General features: G+C 69.3%; 10 protein-coding genes and 1 pseudogene. 6 read left to right on the plus strand and 5 right to left on the minus strand.

The features are described 5' to 3' along the window. Both HUW62_RS40175 and HUW62_RS40180 read right to left on the minus strand, forming a co-directional pair. Positions 1-580 (minus strand): annotated as a pseudogene (locus HUW62_RS40175) (hypothetical protein); the annotation flags it as partial. A gap of 73 nt (positions 581-653) precedes the next feature. Beyond that, entirely contained in the window at positions 654-1,022 is a 369-nt protein-coding gene (locus HUW62_RS40180; RefSeq protein WP_163861165.1) for a Spx/MgsR family RNA polymerase-binding regulatory protein, read from the minus strand. Between the two features lie 67 nt (positions 1,023-1,089). Between HUW62_RS40180 and HUW62_RS40185 the strand changes: the two genes are divergently transcribed. After that, positions 1,090-2,355, plus strand: coding sequence for a right-handed parallel beta-helix repeat-containing protein (locus tag HUW62_RS40185; RefSeq protein WP_176437433.1), 1,266 nt, complete (start codon positions 1,090-1,092; stop codon positions 2,353-2,355). Between the two features lie 253 nt (positions 2,356-2,608). Here HUW62_RS40185 and HUW62_RS40190 read toward each other — a convergent pair whose 3' ends face one another. Beyond that, the gene (locus HUW62_RS40190; RefSeq protein WP_240356074.1) at positions 2,609-3,499 is read right to left on the minus strand and encodes a LysR family transcriptional regulator; all 891 of its coding nucleotides are present in this window, start codon (positions 3,497-3,499) and stop codon (positions 2,609-2,611) included. 129 nt (positions 3,500-3,628) lie between these two features. On the opposite strand from HUW62_RS40190, the gene HUW62_RS40195 reads away from it, so the two are divergent. The 5 genes from HUW62_RS40195 (at position 3,629) to HUW62_RS40215 (ending at position 10,051) form a co-directional block, all read left to right on the plus strand. Then, the gene (locus tag HUW62_RS40195) at positions 3,629-4,381 is read left to right on the plus strand and encodes an outer membrane beta-barrel protein (RefSeq protein ID WP_163861170.1); all 753 of its coding nucleotides are present in this window, start codon (positions 3,629-3,631) and stop codon (positions 4,379-4,381) included. A gap of 166 nt (positions 4,382-4,547) precedes the next feature. Beyond that, positions 4,548-5,834: an SBBP repeat-containing protein gene (locus tag HUW62_RS40200; RefSeq protein WP_163861172.1), complete on the plus strand. Its 1,287-nt coding sequence runs from the start codon at positions 4,548-4,550 to the stop codon at positions 5,832-5,834. A gap of 122 nt (positions 5,835-5,956) precedes the next feature. Further along, positions 5,957-6,670 (plus strand): ribose-5-phosphate isomerase RpiA, encoded by a 714-nt coding sequence (rpiA, locus tag HUW62_RS40205; RefSeq protein ID WP_176437434.1) that lies wholly within the window; start codon positions 5,957-5,959, stop codon positions 6,668-6,670. A gap of 325 nt (positions 6,671-6,995) precedes the next feature. Next, positions 6,996-8,609: a DUF1592 domain-containing protein gene (locus HUW62_RS40210; protein ID WP_176437435.1), complete on the plus strand. Its 1,614-nt coding sequence runs from the start codon at positions 6,996-6,998 to the stop codon at positions 8,607-8,609. A 5-nt stretch (positions 8,610-8,614) separates the two neighbouring features. Beyond that, the gene (locus HUW62_RS40215; protein ID WP_176437436.1) at positions 8,615-10,051 is read left to right on the plus strand and encodes a DUF1552 domain-containing protein; all 1,437 of its coding nucleotides are present in this window, start codon (positions 8,615-8,617) and stop codon (positions 10,049-10,051) included. A 100-nt stretch (positions 10,052-10,151) separates the two neighbouring features. Here HUW62_RS40215 and HUW62_RS40220 read toward each other — a convergent pair whose 3' ends face one another. Further along, positions 10,152-11,174, minus strand: a complete 1,023-nt coding sequence (locus tag HUW62_RS40220; protein WP_163861182.1) for a metal-dependent hydrolase — start codon at positions 11,172-11,174, stop codon at positions 10,152-10,154. Between the two features lie 112 nt (positions 11,175-11,286). Then, positions 11,287-12,594 (minus strand): pectin acetylesterase-family hydrolase, encoded by a 1,308-nt coding sequence (locus tag HUW62_RS40225; protein WP_163861185.1) that lies wholly within the window; start codon positions 12,592-12,594, stop codon positions 11,287-11,289. Positions 12,595-12,905 lie beyond the last annotated feature (311 nt).

Genomic DNA, 12,905 nt, shown 5'->3' on the forward strand with positions numbered 1-12,905 from the left:
GGCTGGAGCGACTGGCCCACATCGTCCTGGACGAAGCGGAGGACTTCTCCCTCTTCGAGCTGTTCGTCGTGCGCAAGCTGTTGGGCAAGGGCCGCAGCTGCACGCTGGCGGGCTCCTCGATGCCGTACAGCTCCGAGAGGGCGCGGGTGATGGCGCTGTCGGAGGCGACGTGGGCCTCCACGCGCGGCTTGCCGGTGATGGCGCGCACGGCGTCCACTGCCTCCAAGGAGACGGGGGCGGGCAGGGCGATGTGGAGGACTTCGCGCTCGCCCTGTTCCAGGGGCACCATCTCCACGCGCAGGGGCACGGCGCGGTGCTGTCGAGCGATTCGGGAGGGGAGCAGGTCCGCCATGCCTCGCTCGGGAGGCGTCCGGTCCAGGTCCACGGCCTCCACGCCGAGCTGCGCCGCGAGGCCTCGCAACACGTCTGCTTCCGAGCACACGCCTTCACGCACCAGGGCGCGCCCCAAGGGGACGTGCGTCTCATGGTGGTGGACCAGACCGACCCGGAGCTGGGCGCGGTTGAGCACCCCCATCTCCAGGAGAATCTCCCCGAGCGGACGCCTGGCACTGGATTCCATACAAAGGAATCTTCACGTGACCGCGCGCTTCGCGAGGCTCGGGCGTGTGTGCGCTCCCCCGCCCGCCCGGCCTTCAACCTCCCGAGGGGAACACGCGCGCCCAGCTCTCCGGCTGGAAGCCCACGAGGACGGCGGTGGGCGTGACGAGCACGGGCCGTTTGACGAGCTTGCCGTCGGCGGCGAGCCACGTGTGCAGCTCCGCGTCACTGGCCGCGTCGACCTTGGGTTTGCCGAGCGCGCGGTAGCTCTGCCCGCTGGTGTTGAGCCACTTGCGCACGGACACCCCGCTCCGGGGTATCCACTGCGCCAGCTCCGCGACAGTGGGTGGGCTGTCGACGATGGGGCGCACACGGTGGGGCACCCCCTGGGCCTCCAGCCACTTCAGCGCCTTCTTGCAGGTGGAACAGCCCGAGTAGGAGAGGACGAGGACCTCGTTCGACATGGCGCGCGCTTCTACCAGCCCGGACGCGGTTTGCGAGCGGCCACGACAGCGTGCTAGCGCGACGGGTATGGACACGTCCGCCTCCGAGTGCGCGAAGCGCTTCTTCATGACGGCGTTGACGCTGGGGGTGCTCGTCACCGCCTGCTCGTCGACGCCGGACAAGCCCGGAGTCGTCCCCGAGGGTGACGGAGGCATTCCGGACACGGGAGACGCGGGGCCCATCATCGAGGTGCCCGAGGACGGAGGCACCGTCATCACCGGCACGCTGTCCGGGACGCTGACGGAGGCGGGCTCACCGTACCGGGTGCTCGGCGACGCGCAGGGCGTCGTCACCATCCCCAAGGGGCAGGTGCTCACGGTGCAGCCCGGCGTCATCCTCGACTTCAAGGGGCGCCCGGAGGTGACGGAGGCCGACGTGGAGGCGGGCGCGGCCGACAGCGTGATGAACCACCATGACGGGCGCGTGGAGGTGCGCGTCTACGGCGGCATCCAGGTGCTCGGCACCGCGGAGAAGCCCGTGCTGCTCACGTCCACCAATCGCTACGGCTGGTGGGGGATGAACTTCTTCGGGGAGAACTCCGTGGGCGATGGAGACCCTGTCTTCGAGCACATGGTCTTCGAGAAGGTCCGCAAGAATGACTACAACGGCAACCGCGACAAGACGCGCGGCGCGCTGTGGGCCTACTACCCGGGGCCGGTGACGATTCGCCACGCGGTGTTCCGCGACAACCAGGCCTCGGCCAAGTGTGGCGCGCTGGACTTGATGTTCACCGTGGGCTCGCGCGTGGAGGACTCGCTGTTCGAGGGCAACCGCACGTCGGACATCGACCGCTTCGCGCAGGCGGGCACGTCGTCCATGGCGGGAGGCGGGGCCATGTGCGTGACGCACGGGCGAGACTCCGTGGTGCGGGGCAACACCTTCCGGAACAACGGCCTGGAGGCGTTCCGGGGAGCTGTCACCAGCGCGCTCGAGCCGCGCCCGCTCCTCGCGTGGCCCAACGCGCAGAATATCTATGATTTGGGCGGCGGTGGCGTGTTGCACTACTTCCAGCCGAACAACGACCTGGTCGAGAACAACACCTTCGAGGACAACTTCGTGACGCAGGGCCCGGCCGCGGCCATCTACCTGGAGGACATGGGCACGCGCGCCCTCACGCTGCGCGGCAACCGCTTCCTGCGCAACCGCGCGGGCGCGGGCGGCGTGGTGGTGTGCAACCGGGGCGGCGGCGCGGTGGAGCTGGTGGTGGCCACCGACAACGTCTTCACCGACAACACGGTGAGCGGGCGAGCGGCGCCGAATGTGTCAGGAGATTGCACCACCGCCGCGCAGTAGCCATGAGGGGCGGTCTGGCCTCAAACCCGCGCGGACGTCACTGAAGAGACTGCGCCGCGGTGAGCGTCTTCACCACGCGGCGTGGCCCGGCCTCAAACTCGCGCGGACATCACTGCGGAGCCTCCATCTCCGCGAGCAACTTCACCATGCGGTGCGGCCCGGCCTCACGTCTGCGCGGACATCACTGCGGAGGATTTGTCTCAGTGAGCACCTCCACCACGCGGCGTGGCGACCCCCCACATCCGCGCCGACGTCACTGAGGAGGCTCGGTCCCGGTGAGCGTCTTCACCACGCGGCGCGCGGCGCGGCCCAGCCTCACGCCCGCGCGGTGGTGGAGCTTGGGGAGGAAGGCATGGGTGGAGCCGCTCGCCGGCTTCAGGAGCTTCAGCTCGCCCCGGCGCAGCTCGCGTGAGGCCAGATGCTCCGGCAGCCACCCGTAGCCCAGGCCCTCCAGGATGGCCGCCTTCTTCGCCGCGAAGTCGTTGAGGTGCACCGTGGAGCGCATCTCCAGCGAGACGGTGCTGAGCTGGAGTCGGGGGTCCGAGCCCCGCACCGTGAGCAGCAGGTGCTCCGCCAGCTCCTCTTCCTTGAGCGTCCCTCTCCGCCGCCGCGCCAGCGGATGGGAGCGATGCGCGACGAGCAGCGCCTTCAGCTCCGGCAGCGCATAACCCCTGAGGCCCGGCAGCGAGGGCGGCAGCACGGACACCATCAGGTCCGCCTCGTCCCGCACGAAGGCCGCTTCCACGCCCGCCAGGAACTCCGACGACACATGGAAACGCGTGCCCGCACCCTCCGCCCTGAGTGCCTTCACCACGCGTAACAGTGGCTCGGCGGGGAAGACGCCGTCGAAGACGATGCGCAGCGTGGGCTCCCAGCCGGCGCGAATCTCCGCGCACGTCGCCTCCAGCTCCCGCTCCGCCGCCAACAGCTTGCGACAGTGCTCCAGCACCCGCTCTCCAGCGGGCGTCAGCCGCGTGCGGTAGCCGCGCCTGTCGAGCAGCTCCAGCTCCGTCTGTCCCTCCAGCGTGCGCAGGGTGTAGAGCACCGCCGTGTGCCCTTTTCCCAGCGCCTGGGCCGCGGCGGCGAAGGTGCCGTGGCGGGCGAGCGCATCCAGGGCGCGGGCCTGCTCCAAGGTGACGTTCATCGCCCGCATTGTGCACGGTGCTGACAGTCAGTGCTGACCCACCGTCACAATCGCAATCGTGACGCGGCGCGGCTTACTTGTATGAAGGCTGCTGTTCTAGAGTCAACGCTCCACTCTATGGAGGGGTTTATGACGGGAAGGCTGAGTTGGGCCCTGGCAGCGGCGGTCGCATTGGGTTCCGCGGGCGCGAGCGCTCAGGAAGTCGCGACGTACAGCGCGCCGACGGGACTGGAAGTCACGGTCGGCCTCGGGTTTCAGGCGGGAGCGGGATACGTCTACAAGAACGGTCAGCGGCTGGACCGCACCGTGGGTGATGTGAAGCTCAGTGACGCGGCCAACGGCGCGGTGCCTTTCCTGGTGGAGCTGGGCTACCGCGTGACGCCGAACTGGTTCGTCGGCGCCTACGGCAGCTACTCGTACATCCTCTCCAAGGAGAACCCGTACTCCTGCTTCGAGGGTTGGGAGTGCTCGGCCTCGCAGATTCGTTTCGGCCCGCAGGTGCAGTACCACTTCTCTCCCACTGCCTCGTTCGACCCCTTCGTCGGTGTCGGCTTCGGCATGGTGATTCTCGACAACAAGAACTCGGGTCCCACTCAGGTCCAAGGGCCCAACGGTCCCCTCACCGCGAACCTGGAGCTGAAGAGCCAGACGCGTGGCCCGGAGTTCGTGAACGTCACCGTCGGTGGCAAGTGGCGTCTGGGCCACTCGCTGTCCTTCGGCCCGTACCTCACCGGCACCTACGCGCGTTACACCACGCGCTCGGGTGACACCACGCTGGCGCTGCCCGCGCCGCTGCCCACCACGACGACGCCGCTGGGCTTCGCCGAGGACGGCCCGTATGGCCTCATCATGCTGGGCATCCGAGGTAGCTGGAACATCTGAGCTGTTGAACCGGGGGCCTGCTTCGGGCTGGCCCCTGGTGTGACGCGGAGTGCCCAACGCTCCGCGTCGCCCCTTTCCGAGCAGAGGGGCGGTCCTTCCGAGATGCTTCACGCCTGGCACACGCGTCAGAGTGTTGCCGGAGACTTTCATCTCGATAGGAGTGCCCATGATTCGGAAGTGGTGGAGTGGAGCGTGTGGTGTCGCGAGCGCGGTGGCCATCCTGGGAACACTGCCCGCGAGTGCCCAAGCCCTGACACCGCCTGACTGGCAACGACAACTCGGAAGCACCGCGGACGAACTGGCGCTGTCCGTCTCCTCCGTGGGCGACGCTGTCTATGTGGCTGGCCATACCGGTGGACAGCTCGGCTCCGCGCCGTCGTCGGGGGGGCAGGACGTCTTCGTCGCGAAGTACGGCGTGGACGGCGCGCTGGCCTGGGTCCGGCAGGTGGGCACGGCGATGAATGACCGGGCGCTGTCGGTGACGGCGGACCTGGCGGGCAACGTCTACGTCACGGGCTACACGTGGGGCAGCTTCCTGCCGTTCGTCAACGCGGGTGGCACCGACTTCTTCGTGCTGAAGCTCGACGCGACGGGCGCGCTGGACTGGGTGCAGCAGTTCGGCACGGAGACGGACGACTTCGCCACGGGCATCGCCGTCACGCGCCGCGCGGGCCAGGATGGCCTCTTCGTCTCCGGCTACTCGCTGGGCCGCATCGACGGGACGCCCACGCCGGGCAACTACGACGTGGTGGTGGCCAAGTTCGACACCGGTGGCAACCCGTACTGGATGAGGCAGTTCGGCTCCGGCCGGAGCGATGTGGCCCTGGGCGTGGCGGTGGGCCCGAGCGAGGATGTCTACGTCGCCGGCTACACGATGGGCAGCCTGGACGGAGTCACGCTTCCGGGGACCACGGTGGACCTCTTCCTGGCGAAGTACGACGTGCTCGGCGCGGCGCAGTGGGTCCGCCAGTTGGGCTCCGCGAGTGACGAGTACGGCACGGGCGTGGCGGTGGACGAGGACGGCGCGGCCTATGTGTCCGGCTACACCTTCGGCGCGCTCGACGGGAATGTCCGCGTGGGCACGTACGACGCGGTGCTGGTGAAGTACGACGCGGCGGGCGGCCGGAAGTGGACGCGGCAGCTGGGCACGACGACGACGGACTACGCGCAGGGCGTGGCGGTGGATGCGAATGGCGTCGTCCACCTGGTGGGCCACACCTCGGGCGCGCTGGACGGCAACGTGTCGCTGGGCGGCGGCGACGTGTTCCTGTCCACATACGACACCGCGGGCAACCGGCTCGGCACGCGGCAGGTGGGCTCCAGCGCGGCGGACCGCGGGCAGGCCGTGGCCGTGGGCGCGGACGGCGCCGCGTACGCGGTGGGCTACAGCTGGGGCAGCCTGCCTGGGAGCACCAGCGCGGGTGGCTACGACGCCATCCTCTTCCGCTTCTGAAGCGGAGCCGGGCCTTCGAGCTCTCGCTGGGGACGCGTGTCGGGCGGCGAGCGGCGGCCCCCGTTCCCCGCGAGGCGATGTACCTTTCCCTCACGCGGCAGGATGGACGAAGGAGCGGGGTGATGGAGTTCGACTCGAGCGCGCGGACGGGCCGCTACAAGCGGGCGGCGGCCGAGGCTGCGGTGGACCGGTTCTTCCTGCCGGGGATGCGCGTGGGCCTGGGCACCGGCAGCACCGCGGCCTTCGCCGTGAGGCGGCTGGCGGCGCTGCGCGCGCAGGGACACCTGCTCGACGTCGTGGGCGTTCCCACGTCGCATGCCACCGAGGCGCTGGCGCTGGAGTTGAGCATTCCCCTCACCACGCTGGAGGAGCACCCGGAGCTGGACGTCACCATCGACGGCGCCGACGAGGTGGCGCCGGACCTGTCCGTCATCAAGGGCGGCGGTGGCGCGCTCCTGCGCGAGAAGATTGTCGCCCAGGCCAGCCGCCGCGTCGTCATCGTCGCGGACGTGGCGAAGCTGTCACCGAAGCTCGGCACCCACTGGCCCGTGCCGGTGGAGGTGCTGACGTTCGGCTGGCGCTCGCAGCAGCTCTTCCTGGAGTCGCTCGGCGCGCGCGTGACACCGCGCCGGGGCGACGACGGCGCGCCCTTCCTCACGGACCAGGGCAACCTCGTGCTCGACTGCGCCTTCGGCCCCATCGACGCGCCGTCGGAGCTGGCCGCGCGGCTGGGCGCGCGCGCGGGAATCGTGGGCCACGGCCTGTTCCTCGGCGTGGCCACGGACCTGATGGTCGCGGGCCCCGGTGGTGTCGAGCACCGCGTGCGCCCCACGTGAGTGCTGGCGGGTCGCTGTGCGCGCGTGAGTGCTCGTCTGCTCGGATGAAGGGCTGGCGGTCGCGGGTGGGCGAGTGTCGCGTGGGTCACTGACACTCCACTGCCATGGGCGTGCGCACGTGGGGCGCGCGACGTGGACGTAGGCGACTGTCGGGCGCGTGCGCTGACGTTTCTCGCGGGCTTGGAAGAGCGTGGAGCGCGGCCCTCACATGGTGCGTCAAAAAGTGCGGAGGCCGCGACGGGGCGCGCGGTTACACTCGGCTGCGTTCCGGCGCTTCAGAGGGGGTTTCTGGGGGCGGCTGGGTCAGTCAGAGGGTGCCTTTCGCATGAGAATCGTTCGTTACTGCCTTCCCGCGGCACTGCTGTTGGTGACCGCATCCTGTTCAGGCGACACATCCGGCGGAGACCCTCCGGAGGTCACGGAGGCAGCCCCCGCGCGCGTGCGTCGCATCACCCGGGCCGAATACGACAACAGCGTCTACAGCATCGTGAAGAACCCCACGCTGGTGCCCATGGCGCAGCTCTTCGCGCCCGAGGACGCCATCCTCGGCTTCACCACGCATGACCGGCTCCAGGTGACGCCGTTGCTCGCCGACCAGCTCGACTCCGCGGCGGAGCGCAACTGGGGCCCTGTCGCCGTCAACAACCTGGCCAGCGAGTACGCCTGCGCCGCGGGGAAGAACGAGGACGACTGCGCGAAGTCCTTCATCCAAGCGCTGGGCGCTCGTGCCTTCCGCCGGCCGGTGACGGCCGAGGACGAGGCGGACCTGCTCGCGCTCTGGCAGGCGGTGCGCAAGGACGCGGACCCGAAGGCGGCGGCGGAGACGGTCATCCAGGCCGTGCTGACGTCGGCGTCGTTCCTGTATCGCACGGAGCTGGGTGATTCCGGCGGCGGGGCGAACAAGGTGGTGTGGCTGACGCAGCAGGAGATCGCCACGGCGCTGTCGTTCGCCGTGACGGGCGCGCCACCCGACGCGGAGCTGACCTCCGCCGCGGCCTCCGGACAGCTCAAGAAGGCCGATGCGCGCGAAGCCCAGGTGCGTCGCCTGCTGAAGACCGAGGCCTCCAAGAAGTACCTGGAGCGCTTCGTCGTGGAGTGGCTCGGCTTGTCCGGTCTGGAGAGCCTCAACAAGAACAACCAGGTGTTCCCGGACTTCAGCCAGACCTTCAAGCTCTCCGCCCGCGCGGAGACGTTGACCTTCATCAACCACGTGCTCGCCAACGAGGACGCCTCGGTGAAGGAGCTGTTGAGCGCGAACTACACCTTCGCCAACGGTCTGATGTCGGAGTTCTACGGCACGTCGCTGACGCCGGATGGCACCCTCGGCCGGGTTCCGCTTCCGGCCAACCGGGTGGGCATCCTCACGCACGCGAGCGTGCTGACGACGTACGCGCTGTTCGACTCCAGCTCGCCCATCCGTCGCGGCAAGTTCGTCCTCACGCGCCTCTTGTGCCGTGAAGTGCCGCCGCCCCCGCCGTCCGTCATCATCATCCCGCCCGCCGTCAATCTGGACAGCACCACCCGCGCGCGCTTCGCCGCCCACACCGACAACCCCACGTGCGCGGGCTGCCACCGGCAACTGGACCCCATCGGCTTCGGCATGGAGGACTACGACGGCGTGGGCAAGTACCGCACGAAGGAGAACGGCCTGGACGTGGACGCCAGCGGCTCCGTCGAGCACGCCGAGGGCAAGTTCACCTTCACGGGCGGCGCCGAGCTCGCGCGCTGGCTCGCCAGCAGCGAGGACGTGGCCAACTGCGTGCCGCTGCAGCTCTTCCGCTACGTCATGGGGCGGGACGAGGACACCGTCGATGGGCCGGTGCTCACCGACATGCGCTCGCGCTTCCGCGCGGACCCGAAGCTGAAGCTGGGCGATGCCCTCGTTGGCCTCGTCCGCTCACCGTATTTCGTCCACCGGCGCACCCCTTCCCCCGAGTAGCCACCATGCTCCGCGAACTCTCACGACGCTCCCTGATAAAGACCCTGGCGGGCTCGGCGGCGGCGCTGCCCCTGGCCAACCTGCTCGGCACCACGGACGCGTATGCCCAGGGCACCACGCCCCCCATGCGCTTCATCGCCATCTTCACCTCCCACGGGTGCCTGCCGGAGTACTGGAACCCGCAGGGCGGCGAGACGGACTTCAACCTCGACTTCCCCAACTCCATGCTGTCGCCGCTCCAGGCCCACCGCTCCAAGCTGCTGGTGCTGGATGGCCTGGACTACCAGGTGCTCTACGAGCATGGCCTGACGGGACACGAGGGCGGCCCCCTCACGTTCCTCACCGGCAGCAAGGTCAACACCGCCAGCGGTGACGACCTGCCGGAGAACGCCTCGCTGGACCAGGTCCTCGCGGCGCAGATTGGCGGCGCCACGCGCTTCCGCTCCCTGCAGCTCAACGCGTGGGAGCAGTTTGGCGGCCAGCACGTCTACAACAGCATCAGCTTCACGCCGAACGGCGGGCGCGTGCCCTTCGAGAGAGATCCGGCGGGCGTCTACCAGCGGCTGTTCGGCAACGCGCCGTCGCCCACGTCGGACCCGGGGGAGAACGCGCGCGCGCTCGCGCGTCGCAGGAGCCTGCTGGACTACCTGGTGAAGGACGCCACCCGGCTGCGCAACCGCCTGGCGGGCCCGGAGCGACAGAAGCTGGAGACGCACCTGGAGTCGCTGCGTGACATCGAGCGCCGGCTGGGCTCGCTGGGCACGTCCCCCACGCCCTCGCAGGAGCCGGTGCCGGCGGAGGCCGCGTGCAGCGGCGGCACGGCGCCTCCGGGGTATGACCTGGGCCAGCTCGGCAACCTGGACAACATGCCGACGCTGACCAAGCTCCACATGGACCTCATCGTCCGGGCCTTCGCGTGTGACTTGACGCGCGTGGTGACGATGACGATTCCGGGCCCGTCGATGCCGTGGCTCGGCATCCACGAGGACACGCACAACGACCTGGCGCACCGCCTGGACGTGACGGCGGAGCCCTTGCGCTCGGAGATTCGCGGGAAGATGGTGAAGGTGCAGCGCTGGTATGCCGAGCAGGTGGCGTACCTCATGAACGGCCTGGCCTCCGTTCAGGAGGGCAGCGGCACCGCGCTGGACAACACCCTCATCCTCTGGGGCAACGAGCTGGGAGATGCGTCCGGCCACATGAACGTGCGCGTGCCCACGGTGCTCGCGGGCGGCGCGGCCGGGAAGTTCCGCATGGGCCGCTTCCTGCGGCTGCGTCCCGCCGGCTCCAACCCGCTGAACAACTGGGGAGGCCCTGGTACGCCGCTGACGGGCGCGGTGGCCCACAACAAGCTGCTGGTGTCCATCGCCCAGGCCTTCGGGGTGAACGTGAACACCTTCGGTCACCCGGACTTCAAGGGCCCGCTGTCGGGCCTCACCTGAGCTGAGTCTGGCGTCTCGCGGCGGGGCGCTCTCGTCCCGCCGCGAGGTCCTCTTTGGACCCGGGCACGTGACTCGAAGGGCCGCCCCCGCGCCGCCCGCGTCAGGGCGCAGCGGGCTTCGGCTCGGCGTCTCCACCGCGCCATCGGCGCAGCAGCTCGGAGGCGCTGCCGCCGCGCTCCAACCGCGCGTCCGTCACCGTCCCCGCCGCGTCCACTCGCACCACGAAAGTGAGCGTGGGCTCGCCATTCAGGTGGTAGCGCAGGTCGGCGACGCGCACCTCGCGTCCCCCCTCCACTGGTGTCACCGTCACCACCGGGAAGCGCGCCCAGGCCAGGGCCTCGCGCACGGTGGGCACCTCGCGCAGCTCCACGGGCAGCGCGTCCAGGGGCGCCTCCACCCTGCGGGCCTCCCGGGGCGCGCCGAGCAGCGTCACGTCCCCCGCGGCCAGGACCTCGCCGGGAAGGCGCGCCACGTATCGCCACGTGTTGAAGGAGAGGGGCGCGGGGAAGACGCGCACGGCCTGGGCGCCGGGGTAGGCACCGTCCACCCGCCGCGTCAGCACGCTCCAGGACACGACGCGCGCGCCCACATAGGCCATGGCACAGGCGAGCCCCACCAGCAGCGCTCGCCGCCACACCGCGCGCCGTCGCCACGCCACCACCGTCCCCACCACCAAGGGCAGCGTCACCCACGGGTCCACCACCACCGTCCAGTCCAGGCTCAGCCGCGCATCGGAGAAGGGCAGCAGCACCCGCGTGCCCCAGCCGGTCCACAAGTCGGGCAGCAGGTGCGCGAAGAGCACGGACCCAACGCTTGAAAGGAACACGGGGAGCGGCCGGGTGCCCTGGCGGAATACGGCCCAGGCCACGAGCGTGGCGACCATGGCCACGACGGGCGCGAAGACGAGCGAGTGCGACAGGCCCCGGTGCGCATGCAGCGCCACCGTCACCGCGTCACCGCGCGCCAGCAGGGTGTCCAGGTCCGGCAGTTCGGCGGCCAGCACGCTCGCGAGGAGCACCGCGCGGTCCGTGGACGATGCTCGCTCCGGCGAACCGGGGCGTACGTCGGGCCGGCGCAGCGCGCCGACAGCCAGTCCCAAGAGCCCGTGCGTGAGGTTGTCCATGGCGCGGTGTGGCTCTAGCGCCTTCTTCGCACGGGGGCCAGCGGCGGGACGCAAGACAACCGCTTGCGCCCCGTCGCCAGTCAGACGACTGCTTCAGCCGATGAGACGGTGACTACCCGCCCAGCGCGCCGTTGATGAGCGGCGCGACAATCATCATGCCCGGGTCCTCGGCGTTGTAGCCGTTGGCGGGCTCGTAGATGCGCACGCGCTGGTTGTTGTTCACGAAGCGCGTGAGGAACGTGTCCATGCCCACGAACTCGCTGCGGCACTTCCACGACTGCCACGGCTCGCTGACGTACTCGTACCACTTCTTCTTCTCCATCTGCTGGCAGGCGTGCGAGCCGATGAAGGTGATGATGGTGCTGCAGTGGCTGGAGTTGATGGCGCGCTCGTGCGGGATGAAGTAGCTGAAGTTGTTGTACTTGTTCAGCTCCGTCACCATCGCGGCCTCGTCCGCCTTCCAGTACGCGTGCACGGACTCCTTGTCGTTCGGCGTGTGGAAGCGCTCGTAGGAGAAGCGCGAGTAGTTGTAGTCACGCGTGTAGCCCGTGTACGCGAGCTGGTCGTTCGGGAACTCCGTGGCCACCATGCGGTTGATGGTGCCGAAGTCGCCCTGGCTGAACGACGCGGGCAGCAGGCCGAACACGGAGTTCAGGTTCCACGACTCGCGAATCTTGTCGTGCAGGGCGCGCGACTTGAAGTTGGCGTTGGGCGCCAGGAAGATGGGGCCGGAGTCGTTGAGCAGGTAGCCCCGCGCCGGGTTGATGATGCGACGCGCGAAGTAGTAGCCCGCCGACGTCGCCGTGCCGCCCGCGCTGTAGCCCGTCATCAGGAACTTCTGCACGTTGGGGAACTGCGTCTTCGCGTAGTTCGCCACCGCCAGCGTGTTGGTGTAGCCGCTGTGGTGCCACGTGAGCGGCGGGTTCACGCCCGTCTGGTCCACGTACGTCTTCGAGTTGTTGCCGATGTGCACGTCACCGGTGCAGTACGGCACGTAGACGATGTTCCAGCCGGCCGTCACCAGGTTCGTCTTGCTGCGGCCCGGCAGGCCCGGGTCGGCGCCGTTGACGAGCGGAGAGACGTACTTCGCGGTGAACTGGGTGATGTAGTCGTCGGCGATGCCGTTGGGGTTCGCCGCGCCCAGGAGGCCCGCGCGACCGCTACAGGTGTCGTAGTCCCAGCACGCGCCGCCGCCCTCGAGCAGCATCAGCAGGTTGGGCGAGTTCGTCTTGTGGACGAAGAACTTGAACTGGGAGCCATTGCCACACTTCGTCCCAGGCAGCTCCACCTTCTGCCAGTTGTAGTTGTTGCCGCCATCCACCAGCACGCTGACGATGGATGAGACGATGACTTCCGAGCGGGCGGCGCTGGGGACCATCAGCGCAGCGACAGCGAGGCACGCCACGAGTACGCGCTTCATGCAGGCTCCTCCGGGTTTGGGGGGAAACCGGTTCTAGCTCACGTTGACCCGGGAGTCAGTCCTGAATGTGTTGTTTCATGTTTCGAGCATCAAGGTGGATTGTGATGCATTGCGGCATGACAAGGGTTGGTTGCCAGGTGCGCGAGGCACGCGGTATTCGGACGTCATGTCCGACAATGCTGGGTCGAAGCGTCTGGGCTGGCTGGCGGGGCTCGCGGGTGTGGCGCTGGTGGCCGCGCTCGTATTCGCCCTGAGCGGAGGAGAGGCGCCGCCCCCGGTGCCCGAGCCAGAGACGGCCGCCGCGCCCACCC

Origin of the sequence: Myxococcus sp. AM011, assembly GCF_013372595.1 — a bacterium.
GTDB classification, from domain to species: domain Bacteria; phylum Myxococcota; class Myxococcia; order Myxococcales; family Myxococcaceae; genus Myxococcus; species Myxococcus eversor.

Excerpts from the sequence above, each read along its gene's own strand:
- HUW62_RS40180 (WP_163861165.1), bottom strand. The coding sequence starts at position 1,022 with ATGTCGAACGAGGTCCTCGTCCTCTCCTACTCGGGCTGTTCCACCTGC.
- HUW62_RS40185 (WP_176437433.1), top strand. The coding sequence starts at position 1,090 with ATGGACACGTCCGCCTCCGAGTGCGCGAAGCGCTTCTTCATGACGGCG.
- HUW62_RS40190 (WP_240356074.1), bottom strand. The coding sequence starts at position 3,499 with ATGAACGTCACCTTGGAGCAGGCCCGCGCCCTGGATGCGCTCGCCCGC.
- HUW62_RS40195 (WP_163861170.1), top strand. The coding sequence starts at position 3,629 with ATGACGGGAAGGCTGAGTTGGGCCCTGGCAGCGGCGGTCGCATTGGGT.
- HUW62_RS40200 (WP_163861172.1), top strand. The coding sequence starts at position 4,548 with ATGATTCGGAAGTGGTGGAGTGGAGCGTGTGGTGTCGCGAGCGCGGTG.
- rpiA (WP_176437434.1), top strand. The coding sequence starts at position 5,957 with ATGGAGTTCGACTCGAGCGCGCGGACGGGCCGCTACAAGCGGGCGGCG.
- HUW62_RS40210 (WP_176437435.1), top strand. The coding sequence starts at position 6,996 with ATGAGAATCGTTCGTTACTGCCTTCCCGCGGCACTGCTGTTGGTGACC.
- HUW62_RS40215 (WP_176437436.1), top strand. The coding sequence starts at position 8,615 with ATGCTCCGCGAACTCTCACGACGCTCCCTGATAAAGACCCTGGCGGGC.
- HUW62_RS40220 (WP_163861182.1), bottom strand. The coding sequence starts at position 11,174 with ATGGACAACCTCACGCACGGGCTCTTGGGACTGGCTGTCGGCGCGCTG.
- HUW62_RS40225 (WP_163861185.1), bottom strand. The coding sequence starts at position 12,594 with ATGAAGCGCGTACTCGTGGCGTGCCTCGCTGTCGCTGCGCTGATGGTC.